Origin of the sequence: Corynebacterium sp. CCUG 51687 (assembly GCF_024453995.1) — a bacterium.
Classification (GTDB): Bacteria; Actinomycetota; Actinomycetes; order Mycobacteriales; family Mycobacteriaceae; genus Corynebacterium; species Corynebacterium pseudogenitalium.
The window spans coordinates 95,499-109,685 of the sequence record NZ_JAGPYT010000004.1; the positions used below are offsets into that span (position 1 = coordinate 95,499).

General features: G+C 58.6%; 14 protein-coding genes. 5 read left to right on the forward strand and 9 right to left on the reverse strand.

Annotation, left to right across the window (positions count from 1 at the left end; genetic code table 11):
* Positions 1-188 precede the first annotated feature (188 nt).
* Positions 189-3,902, forward strand: a complete 3,714-nt coding sequence (locus KBX13_RS05450; protein WP_256021159.1) for a multifunctional oxoglutarate decarboxylase/oxoglutarate dehydrogenase thiamine pyrophosphate-binding subunit/dihydrolipoyllysine-residue succinyltransferase subunit — start codon at positions 189-191, stop codon at positions 3,900-3,902.
* A gap of 83 nt (positions 3,903-3,985) precedes the next feature.
* Here KBX13_RS05450 and KBX13_RS05455 read toward each other — a convergent pair whose 3' ends face one another.
* The gene (locus KBX13_RS05455) at positions 3,986-4,726 is read right to left on the reverse strand and encodes a hypothetical protein (RefSeq protein ID WP_256021161.1); all 741 of its coding nucleotides are present in this window, start codon (positions 4,724-4,726) and stop codon (positions 3,986-3,988) included.
* Positions 4,727-4,779: 53 nt separating this feature from the next.
* A complete protein-coding gene (locus KBX13_RS05460) occupies positions 4,780-5,331 on the reverse strand; it encodes a general stress protein (protein WP_070362672.1) in 552 nt (183 codons plus the stop codon).
* A gap of 60 nt (positions 5,332-5,391) precedes the next feature.
* Between KBX13_RS05460 and KBX13_RS05465 the strand changes: the two genes are divergently transcribed.
* Positions 5,392-6,540, forward strand: coding sequence for an Mrp/NBP35 family ATP-binding protein (locus tag KBX13_RS05465; RefSeq protein ID WP_256021162.1), 1,149 nt, complete (start codon positions 5,392-5,394; stop codon positions 6,538-6,540).
* An 11-nt stretch (positions 6,541-6,551) separates the two neighbouring features.
* Here KBX13_RS05465 and tatB read toward each other — a convergent pair whose 3' ends face one another.
* Genes tatB through sigE form a run of 3 tightly spaced genes read right to left on the reverse strand, consistent with a single transcriptional unit; the run spans position 6,552 to position 7,992 of the window.
* Positions 6,552-6,971 carry a Sec-independent protein translocase protein TatB gene (gene tatB / locus KBX13_RS05470; protein ID WP_252931059.1) on the reverse strand — a complete coding sequence of 140 codons (420 nt, stop codon included), beginning with the start codon at positions 6,969-6,971 and terminating at the stop codon, positions 6,552-6,554.
* A gap of 10 nt (positions 6,972-6,981) precedes the next feature.
* Positions 6,982-7,323 carry a zf-HC2 domain-containing protein gene (locus KBX13_RS11445; RefSeq protein WP_070362675.1) on the reverse strand — a complete coding sequence of 114 codons (342 nt, stop codon included), beginning with the start codon at positions 7,321-7,323 and terminating at the stop codon, positions 6,982-6,984.
* 45 nt (positions 7,324-7,368) lie between these two features.
* Positions 7,369-7,992, reverse strand: a complete 624-nt coding sequence (gene sigE, locus KBX13_RS05480) for an RNA polymerase sigma factor SigE (protein WP_256021165.1) — start codon at positions 7,990-7,992, stop codon at positions 7,369-7,371.
* A gap of 101 nt (positions 7,993-8,093) precedes the next feature.
* Between sigE and KBX13_RS05485 the strand changes: the two genes are divergently transcribed.
* Positions 8,094-8,786, forward strand: a complete 693-nt coding sequence (locus KBX13_RS05485; RefSeq protein WP_070363543.1) for an O-methyltransferase — start codon at positions 8,094-8,096, stop codon at positions 8,784-8,786.
* A gap of 72 nt (positions 8,787-8,858) precedes the next feature.
* Here KBX13_RS05485 and glgC read toward each other — a convergent pair whose 3' ends face one another.
* Complete coding sequence (glgC, locus tag KBX13_RS05490; RefSeq protein ID WP_070479448.1) at positions 8,859-10,082, reverse strand: glucose-1-phosphate adenylyltransferase; 1,224 nt, start codon at positions 10,080-10,082, stop codon at positions 8,859-8,861.
* A 121-nt stretch (positions 10,083-10,203) separates the two neighbouring features.
* Between glgC and glgA the strand changes: the two genes are divergently transcribed.
* Positions 10,204-11,361 carry a glycogen synthase gene (gene glgA, locus KBX13_RS05495; RefSeq protein WP_256021168.1) on the forward strand — a complete coding sequence of 386 codons (1,158 nt, stop codon included), beginning with the start codon at positions 10,204-10,206 and terminating at the stop codon, positions 11,359-11,361.
* A 24-nt stretch (positions 11,362-11,385) separates the two neighbouring features.
* Positions 11,386-12,774: a GH32 C-terminal domain-containing protein gene (locus KBX13_RS05500; protein ID WP_256000423.1), complete on the forward strand. Its 1,389-nt coding sequence runs from the start codon at positions 11,386-11,388 to the stop codon at positions 12,772-12,774.
* Between the two features lie 21 nt (positions 12,775-12,795).
* Here KBX13_RS05500 and KBX13_RS05505 read toward each other — a convergent pair whose 3' ends face one another.
* Genes KBX13_RS05505 through KBX13_RS05515 form a run of 3 tightly spaced genes read right to left on the reverse strand, consistent with a single transcriptional unit; the run spans position 12,796 to position 14,187 of the window.
* The gene (locus tag KBX13_RS05505; RefSeq protein WP_256021169.1) at positions 12,796-13,659 is read right to left on the reverse strand and encodes a methyltransferase domain-containing protein; all 864 of its coding nucleotides are present in this window, start codon (positions 13,657-13,659) and stop codon (positions 12,796-12,798) included.
* 32 nt (positions 13,660-13,691) lie between these two features.
* The gene (locus KBX13_RS05510) at positions 13,692-13,859 is read right to left on the reverse strand and encodes a DUF3117 domain-containing protein (protein WP_070362681.1); all 168 of its coding nucleotides are present in this window, start codon (positions 13,857-13,859) and stop codon (positions 13,692-13,694) included.
* Positions 13,831-14,187 (reverse strand): cell division protein DivIVA, encoded by a 357-nt coding sequence (locus tag KBX13_RS05515; RefSeq protein WP_256021171.1) that lies wholly within the window; start codon positions 14,185-14,187, stop codon positions 13,831-13,833. The genes KBX13_RS05510 and KBX13_RS05515 overlap by 29 nt, the downstream gene beginning before the upstream one ends.

Here is a 14,187-nt window from a genome sequence, read left to right on the forward strand (position 1 = left end):
CGGTTCTCATGAGACCCTTCTCACTCAAAACGGAAGATATGCCCATTTGTGGTGTATCAACCGCTAAAGGGGGTAGATCTCACAAGTACGAGGGCTTTTCGGGAATGTAAGGTAGCACTACCTAATCCCAGACAATTAAAGTCGTTGAAAAGTTACATACAACCCAAGAAGAGAGGCGAGCACCTGCCGTGAGCAGCGAAGATACGTTCGGCCAGAACGACTGGCTGGTTGAGGAGATGTTCCAGCAGTACAAACAGGATCCCAACTCCGTTGACGCGGAGTGGCGCGATCTTTTCGAGAAGAAGGGCACCCCGCCGACGGTGGCAAACACCCCGGCACCAAAAGGTTCCTCGAAGACTGCGACGAGCGTCACCAGCTCCACGAGCGCTCCTACCCAGGACGGCCGTCAAACCCAGGTAGACCGCGCAGCCGCCGAAGCAGCTCCAAAGCGCACCAAGAAGCCGACCGCTTCCCCGTTGGACAAGCTCGATAGTGTCGAGGTCACTCCAGGCGAGGAACAGCTCAAGGGTGCGTTCCGCGCTATCGCGAAGAACATGAATGAATCGCTCGAGGTGCCAACCGCCACCACCGTGCGCGATATGCCGGTCAAGCTCATGTTTGAAAACCGCACGTTGATCAATGAGCATCTCAAGCGCACTCGCGGCGGCAAGGTTTCGTTCACGCATATCCTTGGCTACGCAATCATTCAGTCCACTAAGCTCCACCCGGACATGAATAAGAACTACAAGGAGGACGGCAAGAAGTCCTTCGCAGTTCAGCCTGAGCACATCAACCTGGGTCTAGCAATCGACCTGCCGCAGAAAGACGGGTCCCGCTCCCTGGTCGTCGCTGCGATTAAGGAGTGCGAGAACAAGTCGTTTGCGGAGTTCGTCGAAAGCTACGAAGACATTGTGCGTCGCGCGCGCGACGGCAAGCTCACGATGGACGACTTCTCTGGCGTAACCATTCAGCTGACCAACCCAGGTGGCATCGGTACCCGCCACTCGATTCCGCGTCTGACAAAGGGCCAGGGCACCATCGTTGGTGTCGGCGCAATGGACTACCCTGCAGAGTTTGCAGGTGCCAGCGAGGACCGTTTGGCGGAGCTGGGCGTCGGCAAGCTTGTGACACTGACCTCCACCTATGACCACCGCGTCATCCAGGGTGCAGAGTCTGGTGAGTTCCTGCGCGATATTTCGCAGCTCCTCGTCGACGATAAGTTCTGGGATTCCATCTTCGAGTCCCTCGAGATCCCGTTCCTCCCGATGCGCTGGGCGAAGGACCTGCCGAATTCCGGCGTGAACAAGGACACCCGTGTCATGCAGCTCATCGAGGCGTACCGCTCCCGCGGCCACCTCATTGCTGACACGAACCCGCTTCGTTGGCGCCAGCCGGGCCTGCAGCAACCGGACTCCCGTGACCTGCTGATGGAAACCCACGGCCTGACGCTGTGGGACCTCGACCGCACGTTCCACGTAGGTGGTTTCGGGGGCAAGGAAACAATGACGTTGCGCGAGGTGCTTAGTCGCCTACGTGCTGCCTACACCCTGCACGTCGGTGCTGAATACACCCATATTCTCGACCGCGATGAGCGTGAGTGGCTGCTCGAGCGCATCGAGGCTGGCATGCCGAAGCCGACGAATGCTGAGCAGAAGTACATCCTGCAGAAGCTCAATGCTGCTGAAGCATTTGAGAACTTCCTCCAGACGAAGTACCTCGGCCAGAAGCGCTTCTCCCTCGAGGGTGCCGAAACACTCATCCCATTGATGGACGCGGTGATTGATACCGCCGCTGGCCAAGGCCTCGACGAAGCTGTCATCGGCATGCCACACCGTGGTCGCCTGAATGTGCTGTTCAACATCGTGGGCAAGCCTGTCGCTACGATCTTCAACGAGTTCGAGGGCAACATGCAGTCCGCGCAGCAGGGCGGCTCCGGCGACGTGAAGTACCACCTCGGCTTCGAGGGCAAGCACATCCAGATGTTCGGCGACGGCGAGATCAAGGTCTCGCTGGCCGCGAACCCGTCACACCTCGAGGCTGTTGACCCAGTGCTCGTCGGTATTGCCCGCGCAAAGGCAGACACGCTGCGTGAAAACGGTGTTCGCGACGACAATCCAGTGGTTCCGATTATGCTGCACGGCGACGCCGCATTCGCTGGCCTCGGCATCGTGCAGGAGACACTGAACCTGTCTCGCCTCCCTGGCTACTCCGTTGGTGGCACCGTCCACATCGTTGTGAACAACCAGATTGGTTTCACCACTACCCCTGACTCTGGCCGCTCCTCCTACTACGCCACCGACCTGGCCAAGGGCTTCAACTGCCCAGTGTTCCACGTCAACGGCGACGACCCGGAGGCAGCCGCCTGGGTTGCTCACCTGGCAACCGAATACCGCCGCGCCTTCGGCAAGGACGTCTTCATCGACCTCATCTGCTACCGTCTGCGCGGCCACAACGAGGCAGACGACCCGACCGTGACGCAGCCAGTGATGTACGACCGCATCCACTCCCACGACTCGGTGCGTACCCGCTACACCAAGGACCTCATCGGCCGTGGCGACCTCACGCAGGAAGAAGCCAAGATCGCGGCACAGGACTTCCACGATCAGCTTGACGCAGTCTTCTCCGACGTCAAGTCCGCTGAGGGCAAGCCAAGCGAGCAGACCGGCATCACGGACTCGCAGAAGCTCACTCGTGGCCTGGACACCTCGATCAGCGAGGATACGTTCAAGCGCCTTGCGGATTCGTACGGCAAGCTGCCTGAGGAATTCGAGCCGAACAAGCGCCTGAACAACGTGCTCAAGAAGCGCGGTGGTTCCTTCGAAAACGGCGACATCGACTGGGGCTGGGGCGAGCTGCTCGCTTTCGGTTCCCTTGCAGAGCAGGGCAAGTTTGTCCGCCTTGCAGGTGAGGACTCACAGCGCGGTACGTTCACGCAGCGCCACGCGGTGCTCTACGACCCGAATAACGGCACTCCGTACAACCCACTCGACGCAAACGCGGAAGAACAAGACAACGGCGGACGCTTCGAGGTGTTCAACTCTGCACTGACCGAATATGCAGGTATGGGCTTCGAGTACGGCTACACCCTTGGCAACAAGGACGCTGTGGTCGCATGGGAGGCGCAGTTCGGCGACTTCGCCAATGGCGCACAGACCATCATCGACGAGTACTTGTCCTCCAGCGAGACCAAGTGGGGCGAGCTCTCCAGTATGATTGCCCTCCTGCCACACGGCTACGAAGGCCAGGGCCCGGACCACTCCTCCGCCCGTATCGAGCGCTTCCTCCAGCTGGTCGCCGAGGGCTCGATGACGATTGCCCAGCCTTCTACCCCGGCAAACCACTTCCACCTGCTGCGCCGTCAGGCGCTCGGCGAGATGAAGCGTCCGCTCGTTGTCTTCACTCCGAAGTCGATGCTGCGCAACAAGGCCGCGGTCTCGCAGCCTGCAGACTTCATCGAGGTAGACAAGTTCCAGTCAGTTATCGACGACCCAGCATTCGTCCAGCGCGGCAACGTCAAGGTTGACGGCGCGAACCATGGCAAGGTCACCACGATCCTGCTGTGCTCCGGCAAGATCTACTACGAGCTGGAGAAGCGTCGTAAGAAGGATAAGCGCGACGACGTCGCCATCATCCGTATCGAGATGCTGCACCCGATTCCATTCAACCGCATCCGGGATGCGTTCGAGAACTACCCGAACGCGAAGGAAATTCGCTGGGTTCAGGATGAGCCCGCTAACCAAGGCGCATGGCCGTTCTACAACGAGCACCTGCGCACACTGATTCCGGATATGCCTGAAATGGTCCGCGTCTCTCGCCGTGCGCAGTCGACCACTGCAACCGGCGTGGCGAAGGTCCACCAGGAAGAGGAGAAGACTCTGCTGGATGAGGCGTTTGCGAAGTAACTAGCGCTACGCACAATGGCGCCCCAACCGCTTACTGCGGTTGGGGCGCTTCCCTGTTGCGGATTCACTCATTTGGCTTGCGCCTACGGAGTAGTTGTCGCTTCGGCTTCCCCGCCGTTGGCATCGGGGTTTTCAACGTTGATGCTGGCGTATTCACGGAGCCAATCCGCAGTAACAGCGCGGGGTTCTTTGCCCTGCGCGACTTCCTCGCTCATCTCTTCCAACTGCGCTGTGCTGAGCACGCGCGTCATTGCGTTGATGCGCCTGACTTCCTTGCGCGCAAACTTTGATTTGTAGAACAGCGGGATAACGCTGTTAGGAAGGTGCTCGAGCTCCACGTGCGACGCACAGCCCTGCGCAGGGGAAGGGTCAACCGATTGGATGTTGCTGGGCAGCGCACCCGCAAGAAGAGCGAACGTCGCTTCTGACGGATCCGCACCGTCGAGACGATCGTGCGCTATATCGTTGTCGAGCTCTTTCGCTCCGTGTGCGTCTAGCGCTTGCAACAGAACACCAGAGCACGCAACGACCATATCGACGTCTTCTTCTTGCAGCAGTTCGGCTGCATTTCGGAAGTACACGTCATTGAACGGGACTACTCCGGCAGGGTGCCCCATCGCTGTAATGATCTCGTAGTAGATCTCCCCCAGCACTACCTGTTCAGGTTCTGAGGTATCAATCCCGATTTTGACGATGTTGCCGCGGGATTCGCCGTTGACAAACTTCACCGGTGAAAGCGAGTCATCTGTGCAGCCAGTCAACCCGCCGACAAGGCTCGTTGCCAGTGCCGCAGCAATCAGTGTACGGAGAGGACGCAGGGACACCATAAATACCTTCTTCGTAGTGTGCTCAGACGAGCCTGGAAAACAGAGCTAGTCTAGCGCGCTGCGTTGTCTTCGGAGGCGTCGCTATCGGTGGACGACGGCTCAGTTGGCCGTCCAGTGTCGCGCTGTGGGCGCATTGCGGCGATCATGTCGCGGGCTCGACGCGCAGCGTCAGGTGCACACAGCACATCGTATCGGCGCGCGACGATGCTTGTCGCTGAGGCGAAGTCACGCTTTCCACCTGTAAACGCGTAAGCGATAGCTGCGAAAATTGCTCCGAACACGCCACCCATCGCGACGCACGAGGCGAAGATGCCCCACCCACCTTCTTCCGCGAACAGCGAGAAAATGATGCCGATGAACATGCCCATCCACAGGCCCGATAGTGCACCGCCACCAAGTACCTTGCCCCACGTGAGGCGGCCCGTAATACTCTCAACCTGCATCAAGTCCACACCGACAATTGTGAGCTTCTCTACCGGAAATTCCTTGTCCGACAGCGTGTCAACAGCTTCTTGCGCCTCCTGGTAGGTATTAAAACTGCCTACCGGCCACCCTGTTGGCACTTCGCGCGCTACCAGGCGGTTGTTGTTGAGTTGGGCCATTCGTTGTCACTCCTCTGCTCGTATGAACATCCAGCTTCTCTGACTATACTGAAGCCCGTTATGGCAAACGCAGAACTCATTTCAGAATCCCAGGTCCGCGAAGCGCTTGCTCGCGTTGACGATCCCGAAATTGGAAAACCCATTACCGAACTCGGGATGGTGGAGTCCGTACGTATCGACGGCCCCAACGTCACCGTCGGCATTTACCTCACCATCGCCGGCTGCCCGATGCGTGACACCATCGAGGGCAACGTCCGCGCAGTCGTAGAGGAAATCGACGGCGTGGAGAACGTGACAGTCACGCTTCACACTATGAGCGCGGAGCAGCGTCGCGAAATGGCTTCGAAGCTGCGTGCACAGCAGCCCGGGCCCGACATCCCTTTCGCTGACCCGGCGTCGCGCACCCGGGTGTTCGCGGTAGCTTCAGGCAAAGGTGGCGTCGGCAAGTCCTCGATGACAGTGAACTTGGCCACTGCAATGGCAGCACAGGGCCTCAGCGTCGGAATTGTCGACGCCGACATTTACGGACACTCCGTCCCTGGTCTCCTCGGCTCTTCCGACATGGGGCCGACTGTGGTCGAAGACATGATCATGCCGCCGATCGCACACGACGTCCGCCACATCTCTGTGGGGCAATTTGTGGAGGGCAATGCCCCTGTGGTGTGGCGTGGACCGATGCTCACCCGCGCAATCCAACAGTTCCTGTCTGATGTGTACTGGGGCGATCTTGACGTACTCTTCCTTGACCTTCCACCGGGGACCGGCGATGTGGCGATCACAGTGGCGCAGCTGATTCCAAATGCCGAACTGCTCATTGTTACCACTCCGCAAGCAGCCGCAGCTGAGGTCGCTGAGCGTGCCGGCACAATTTCTCAGCAGACTGAGCAGCGAATTGCTGGCGTCATCGAGAACATGGCCGGGATGGTCATGCCTGACGGCTCCGTCATGAATATCTTTGGTGAAGGTGGTGGCCAGCAGGTTGCGGAGCGCCTGACCGCGCTCACAGATAGTGACGTGCCGCTGCTGGGTTCCATCCCGTTGGATCCGAAGCTGCGAGAAAACGGTGACACCGGAACCCCTGTCGTCACAGCAGAACCAGACTCCCCTGCCGCTGCGGCGATCCAGGAGATCGTCACCAAGCTGAAGATTCGCCGTAACTCACTTGCTGGCAAGTCCCTCAACCTTGGTGTGAAGCACACTGACGAATAGATCGGTGGGAACTAGGTAACGTCAGCCCAGGAGAATCCCCCTCCACTGGGCTGTCCCCCGTCCTCCGGCCCTTTCTTTGCCCGGGACTGTGGCTTTGATGGTTGGCGAGCCAGAGGCGCATCGTCTTCCATCATTTTGCGCGGATCAAAACTTTCGAGAAATTCCTCGTCATCTTCGAAGAAAAACTTCGCCATCGCGCGCTTTGGCCCCATAGACGCGTACTGCGACACCGTATCCAGTGGCTTGCGTAGCTCCTCAAACTCCTCGAGCTCACCGTTGAGCTCCCGCTTCGCGTTGTTGATCGCCTTGCGCGCAGCGTAAATGGCTGCGCGGACATCCTCGATAACGCTTGGGAGCCGCTCCGGACCAATCACAATGAGGCCGATGATCAGGATGAAAAAGACTTCACCCCAGCCAATACTGGAAAACACGGATCACATCCTACTCTCGGTGCCGCAGCGCCCGAAGCGTGGCGTCAACGGCGGCCACAATCGGTGATCGTTCCTTGTGATGAGCATCTTCACCGCAAGGCTCGGCAGGTTGCATCTCGTGGCACAGGCCGCTGAGCTTCGCCACCAGCGAATCTGGGGCTCGCAGGTCGTCATCCTTGCAAGCCTTTACACGTGCGGACGCTCGCCGCTGCACAAGAACATCTTGGAAGCACTCTGGGCACTCCAACATATGTTTCATAGCGCGACGGCTTGCAGAGCGCGAAAGTTCACCGTCTGCGAAAGCTGCAATTGCTTCAGGGTTCAAATGCTCAGTGGAACAAAACGCTCGCATCGGTAACGCTCCTTTCGCATCCGTAGTCAACCACTATCTCGCGCCCTAGCGTAGTCGAATTAACTCTTCGGTGGCGACGTCATGCCGCGCCTGCTCCTCGAGCGATTCACGCAGCTGAGTTCTACCGCGATGGATGCGTGAACGGACGGTACCCATCTTGACTCCAAGCGTCTCAGCGATTTCTTCGTACGTCATACCGACGACATCGCAAAGCACCACGGCAACGCGGAAGTCCGGACTCAATTCATCGAGTGCGTGCTGCAGGGCAGGATCGAGGTGCGCGACGTTATACGCCTGCTCCGGAGTCATATCAGTGCCGGGAACGCGCTCATAGTCTTCCGGGAGTGCTTCCATCCGGATCTTCGCCCGGTGGCGCACCATATCAAGGAACAGATTCGTTGTAATCCGATGAAGCCAGCCACCGAACGCACCCGGTTGGTAACTCTTTAAGTTACGGAACACGCGGATGAAGGTTTCTTGCGTAAGATCTTCCGCGTCGTGCTGGTTACCTGAAAGACGGTACGCAAGACGATACACACTGTCGGCGTGCTCTGCGACGAGCTCAGCCCACGAAGGCATCGCCCCCACCCCAGCATCAAATGCAGCCGTACCGCGCAAATCTTCGGGCGCGACGGAATCATGTTGGGCGACAGCATCATCAGGTTGCATGCTTCATATTGTGGCAGATTGAAATCCCATTCACCAACGGAAAAACGTAAAGGTTACTGCATGCGCGTAGCACACACGCTGTGAGGACAGTTCTGGTTATGATGTTGGCTGTGAGTGCGACCGCTTTTGATCAGTTGACAAATTACATCCATCAGTCTTTCACTGATGCCGAGCAACAGCCGTTCCCTGCTGCTTTCCGCGAAGCGTTGAAGTACGCCAGCGTAGAAGCGCAGGAGAACGGAGTCCGTGCGCCGTCGGTCATCGTCGGCACGTTACTTTCGACGCTCGCTGCAGCCTGCCCAAGTGGTCAGTCGCAAGGCGCAGTCGCCATCACTCCGGCTGCAGGCGTCGTCGGGCTCCACTTGCTGCGTGGTCTTCCAGAGCGCGCATCGCTTACCTGCATCGAACCCGAGGTCACGCTACAAACCGGCGCAAAGGAGGCATTCCGTGCCGCCGAGTACCCAACCTCCCGCACACGTTTCCTCACCGCGCGCCCGCTTGAGGTTATGGGCAGGCTTGCGAACGACGCCTACCACCTCGTTTACGCGGATGTCTCGCCGATCGAGTTCACCGCGGTTATTGATGCCGCCTGGCCGCTCCTCAGCGAGGGCGGCACGCTGATTCTCGCCGACTCTCTGCTGGACGGTACTGTCAGCGATTCGACACGCAGGGACCGCGAAACCGAGGCAGCACGAGAGGCAGATAGGTACGTGAGCAGCCTCGCCGCCGACCACGGAGCGCTCGTAGCTCGCCTGCCTCTCGACGGTGGCCTGACCATCATTACGAAGCGCTAGCTCTACGTACGCACGAACAAGGCCCGCTCGAACTTCGCTGAGCTTCGAGCGGGCCTTGCCTATGAGTGTCAGTTATTCCTGCACCACCTGATTTTTGCCGACGACCACTACGCCGTTGTCCGAAACAGTGTAGCGTTTGCGGTCCTTTTCAAGGTCGACGCCAATAATTTCACCGTCAGCTACATAGACGTTCTTATCGAGGATGCAGTGGCGGACCACCGCCCCTTTACCGATGCGCACACCTGGCATCAGCACAGAACCTTCAACGGTCGCGCCTTCCTCAACACGCACATCCGTGGAAAGCACTGAATTGCGTACGGTAGCGCCCGAGATGATTGATCCCGACGCCACCATCGACTCCTGTGCGATACCTCCCACGACAAACTTCGCTGGTGGAAGGTTGCCGTCCTCTGTGGAGTGAATCGGCCACGTCGAGTTGTACAAGTTGAACACTGGGTACGAAGAGATGAGGTCCATGTGCGCCTCGTAGAAAGAATCAATCGTACCGACATCTCGCCAGTATCCCTTGTCGCGCTTTGTCGCGCCGGGCACTTCGTTCTGCGAGAAGTCGTACACATTTGCTTCACCCTTGCGCACGAAGTACGGGATGATGTCGCCACCCATATCGTGATCAGAGTCCTCGTTCTGCTCGTCCTCGAGCAGCGCTTGAATCAGTGGTTCCGTAGAGAATACGTAGTTACCCATCGAAGCGAACGTCATATCCGGATCGTCCGGGGTTCCTGGTGGATCCGCGGGCTTCTCCAAAAACTCGGTGATGGTGCCGTCCTCTTCGGACTGGATGCATCCGAACGCCGTAGCTTCTGATCGAGGCACGCGGATACCGGCCACCGTTGCAGCCTTGCCTGACTTGATGTGGTTCTCCACCATCTGCGAAGGATCCATCCGGTAGACGTGGTCTGCACCAAAGACCAGCACGTAATCCGGCTTATCGTCGTAAATGAGGTTGAGCGACTGCACAATCGCGTCTGCAGAGCCGTTGTACCAGCGCTTGCCACGACGTTGCTGCGCCGGCACCGATGCGATGTACTGCGGAGTCGGGCCAGATACGTTCCAAGCCGTCGCCACGTGCCGGTCCAGCGAGTGCGACTTGTACTGTGTCAACACTGCGATTCGCATGTACCCAGCGTTGACCAAGTTCGACAGAACAAAATCAATTAATCGATAGTTGCCTCCAAAAGGAACGGCCGGTTTAGCTCGGTCCGCGGTCAACGGAAACAGGCGCTTCCCTTCGCCACCGGCAAGGACAATTGCAAGTACTCTAGGCTGACTTCTCACGCTTCCGAGCCTATTGAAAACTTCGTGACCTTGCAGCCTTTTGCCTCCTAAAGTGGGCAGCGCTACATTTCAGTTTTTGCTTTCCTGCACCGACGTGAATTCGTCACTATGCTCGGGCGGTATGAGAGTCGGAATGATGACCAAAGAGTATCCTCCCGAGATTTACGGGGGAGCCGGAGTCCACGTCACAGAGCTCACTCGCTTTATGCGGGAGATCGTTGACGTCGATGTTCACTGCATGGGCACTCCCCGCGACATGAAGGACGTTTACGTCCACGGGGTTGACCCTGCCCTTGAAAACGCGAACGGTGCCATCAAGACCTTATCGACGGGCCTTCGGATCGCCCACGCCGCCAACAATGTTGACGTGGCTCACTCCCATACGTGGTACGCCGGGCTCGGTGGCCACCTCACAGGCCTTCTCTACGACATTCCGCACGTTGTCACTGCGCACTCTCTCGAGCCTGACCGCCCTTGGAAGCGCGAGCAGCTCGGCGGTGGCTACAACGTTTCCTCGTGGAGCGAGAAGAACGCTTTCGAGAACGCGGACGCAGTCATTGCCGTTTCCGCGGGTATGAAAGAAGCCATCCTTCGTGCGTACCCGAGCATCCCGGCGGACAAGATTCACGTCGTACTCAACGGCATCGATCCGGCAAAGTGGTATCCCACCGAGGGAACCGTCCTGACAGACCTCGGTGTAGACCCGGCGAAGCCGATCGTCGCGTTCGTTGGTCGAATCACGCGCCAAAAGGGCGTCGCGCACCTCCTCAAGGCGGCGTCGCACTTTGAGGAAGACGTCCAGCTCGTGCTGTGCGCAGGTGCGCCTGATACACCGGAGATCGCCGCAGAGACGAAGGGGCTCGTCGAAAAGCTGCAATCTGAGCGCGATGGTGTGTTCTGGGTACAGGACATGTTGCCGGCAGAAAAGATCCGCGAGGTCTACTCCGCAGCCGACGTCTTTGTATGCCCGTCAATCTACGAGCCGCTTGGCATCGTGAACTTGGAGGCCATGGCATGCGAAACCGCTGTTGTGGCATCTCGCGTGGGTGGCATCCCGGAGGTCGTCGTGGATGGTGAGACGGGTGTGCTCGTTGACTACGACAAAACGCAGCCGGAAGCCTTCGAGCGCAATCTCGCCGAGGCAGTCAACCGGGTGGCTGGTGACAAGGATCTCTCCCGAAGGCTGGGCCAAGCTGGCCTGAAGCGCGCCCGCAATGACTTCTCGTGGAAGACAATTGCGCAAGACACCGTCAAGATCTACGAACAACTCACGAAATAACGCAGGGGTGAACACCACTTAACGATGAGTACTTTCCGACCAGAACTTCACGTCACCGCAGACAGTGGCATCCTCGAGGGGCCAGCTGGTGTCATTTTCGACGGGCGCGAAGGAGAAAACAATTGGCATATTTTCTACCAATACCGCCCCACACCCGAAGCCCCGAGCCGCTGGGGCCACAACGTCAGCGATGGCGACCCGTTTAGCTGGGTCGAATGCAACGATGCCATTGTCCCCGCCGGTGGCGAATCCGCGGTTCGAGCAGGTGCCGTAATTGGTGCGCCGGAAGGCATCTACCTGTATTTCACTTCAGCAACTGCTGCTGGCAACACCATCCAGCTCGCCCACGCGCCTGAGCTGGAAGGGCTGTGCGATGAACTCCTCGAAGATACAAACGCCACACCTGGCGTACAGCGACTTGGCGATATCGTCGAGGACACGCCTGAGTACAACAACTTCCGCTCGCCCTGCGTCGTTCCTGACTGGAAAGATGACGAGCGCGAGGAGCACGATGGCTGGCTCATGCTGGCGATCACGGGCAGCGTCGATACGCCGAAGCCAGTCGTGCTTCGCTCTATCGATGGCGTTGAGTGGCGCTTCGAAGGACCTCTCACTTTTGATGGCGACCCCGGAATCGACCTCGATGAGACGCTAGTAGCGCCACGTATTTGCAGGCTCCGCGATGAAGTTGATTCCAAGATCTACGACGTCTTCTTCTTCACGCTTGAGCGCGGTGGCAAAGACCGTTCGGCCTACATCATCGGCAAGCTGGAGAACAACACGTTCCGGGTAACCACACCTGCACAGGCGCTCGATTTCGGGCACGATTTCACTCGCCCCCGCAACACCAACTACCTCCCGGTTGCGATGGACCCGGCGCAGCGCTACCAAGGCACCTATCTCTTTGGCTTTATGACCCCCTCTGGCCGCCAAGGGTCCCCGACGAAAGAGCCGAACTGGGAAACCGAAGGCTGGGCAAATACGCTCACACTGCCACGCTATGTCACACTCCAGGATGGCCACCTGTACCAGGTACCTGCGCCAGGGCTCCCCGAGGCGGTGAGCACGACGCGCGGCGCCCATTTGTGGACTGCGCTATGCGAGATCTCCGCAGGTGGCAGTGTCGTCGCTGAGATTGTCGACGGTAATGGTGAGGTCGCAGCTCGGGTCACCCATGCTGGCGACAAGCTCACCGTCGATCGATTCGATGGCCAAGTTGCGGAAGCCGAAATCGGCGAGGACGAGGAAGATACCATCACGGTTATCGTGGACGGTTCGACGCTCGAGGTCTATGCCGACGGCGGTGCAGTAGTGATGTCCTCGCGCATCTGGCCGGAGAACGGATGCATCGGCATCCGCTCCCGCGCCAAAGACGACGCCAGCATCTTGAACGAGTGGCGTCGTAGCCGCTAGCTGCTTCCTGAGCGGAACGGCTTACGCCTTGCGCAGGCGCACGAGCTGTGCGTGCGCGGTTACGGTCATGTGATCCGGCAGGGCGTCAAGACGACGCGCCAATTCGCCCCGCTCAATGTGGCGGGCGGATGGGCTCATTCCGACCTGGGCCGCGATAGATTCGCGGCCCAAACGCATCGGGAAGACAAGTTCCTTTGGGTCTTCGGCCAGCTCCAGGTGGCCCTCTGACTGCTCGACGAGGCGGTCCAGCTTGCCGGGCTCGACACCTAAGATACCGAGGGGCTCACGCAGCTCATCGAGGTGGCCTTGATCCGCAATGAGCGCTACAACCTGGCCGTCATCCGCAAGCACGCGAGCGAATTCTGCTGGGTTACGCGGGGCAAACACCACGGTAATCGCGTGGATGCTCCCGGTCGCAATTGGAAGCTGTTGCCACACATCGGCCACAATCGAGCCGATTCGCGGATGTGCCTTTGCAAGATACTTCGCAGCTGGAACCGAGATATCAAGTCCGACACCGCGCGCACCAACCACGGAGTCCAGGGTGTGCGACAGGTAGTAGCCGGTCCCCGCGCCGACTTCGAGGATCACAGGGTGGTCTTCCTCAGGCGCGCTGAGGTCAAGCACGTGTTCTACGTGCTCCGTCATCGCTTCAACGAACGGGGCGAAGTGCCCCTGCGACAAAAATGACTCGCGGGAGAGGACCATCTCCAACGAGTCACCGACATGTTGCAGACCTTTTCCGCTCGCCAGCGTAACGTAGCCCTGCTTCGCCACATCGTACGAGTGGCCACTTTCGGAAACGAGGCGTGAAAACTCCCCTTCACCATGAAGACGAGTAAGGTCTATAGGATCTGCCAGCACATCAATTATGTCTTTGAGCATGCTGGATATATTACCTTAAGTTTAGAGAATTCTTATCCTACGGCTTCAATCAGCAGATTTCCGAGCTCAGTAGCCTCTTCCTTGCTCATCTCGATGACCAGGCGACCGCCCCCGTCGGACGGAATCCTCATGACAATCTTCCGGCTTTCTTCTGCGGCTTCCATTGGTCCATTACCGGTGCGCGGCTTCATTGCTGCCATCTGTCGCTTCTCCTTCAGTCAAAACGTTTGTATCCAATACTACGCTGTTTTCGGTTAGCTGACTGATAGTCGGAGCAAAGCCGTACTTCTCACCGAGTGCGGTAAGCAGGTCATCGACCTGGTCCATCCGGTAGCCACGGTGCATCACTTCAAGGTGCACGTCTCCAATGTTGCCCTCCTCAACTGCGAGCCGGTTCGCGGACTTGACGTCCTCGGTCTCCATCATGGGTGGCAGCTGTTCGCCGCGCCCAAACAGCTGGCTAAAGAGCAAGAAACCAAGCACGCAAAAAACGGCAATGGCGATAATCAGGATGATCCAAGAAAGCAT

Coding starts and splice junctions, on each gene's coding strand:
- KBX13_RS05460 (WP_070362672.1), bottom strand. CDS start 5,331: ATGGCCCAACTCAACAACAACCGCCTGGTAGCGCGCGAAGTGCCAACA.
- KBX13_RS05465 (WP_256021162.1), top strand. CDS start 5,392: ATGGCAAACGCAGAACTCATTTCAGAATCCCAGGTCCGCGAAGCGCTT.
- KBX13_RS11445 (WP_070362675.1), bottom strand. CDS start 7,323: ATGCGAGCGTTTTGTTCCACTGAGCATTTGAACCCTGAAGCAATTGCA.
- sigE (WP_256021165.1), bottom strand. CDS start 7,992: ATGCAACCTGATGATGCTGTCGCCCAACATGATTCCGTCGCGCCCGAA.
- KBX13_RS05485 (WP_070363543.1), top strand. CDS start 8,094: ATGTTGGCTGTGAGTGCGACCGCTTTTGATCAGTTGACAAATTACATC.
- glgA (WP_256021168.1), top strand. CDS start 10,204: ATGAGAGTCGGAATGATGACCAAAGAGTATCCTCCCGAGATTTACGGG.
- KBX13_RS05500 (WP_256000423.1), top strand. CDS start 11,386: ATGAGTACTTTCCGACCAGAACTTCACGTCACCGCAGACAGTGGCATC.
- KBX13_RS05505 (WP_256021169.1), bottom strand. CDS start 13,659: ATGCTCAAAGACATAATTGATGTGCTGGCAGATCCTATAGACCTTACT.
- KBX13_RS05510 (WP_070362681.1), bottom strand. CDS start 13,859: ATGGCAGCAATGAAGCCGCGCACCGGTAATGGACCAATGGAAGCCGCA.
- KBX13_RS05515 (WP_256021171.1), bottom strand. CDS start 14,187: ATGCTTTCTTGGATCATCCTGATTATCGCCATTGCCGTTTTTTGCGTG.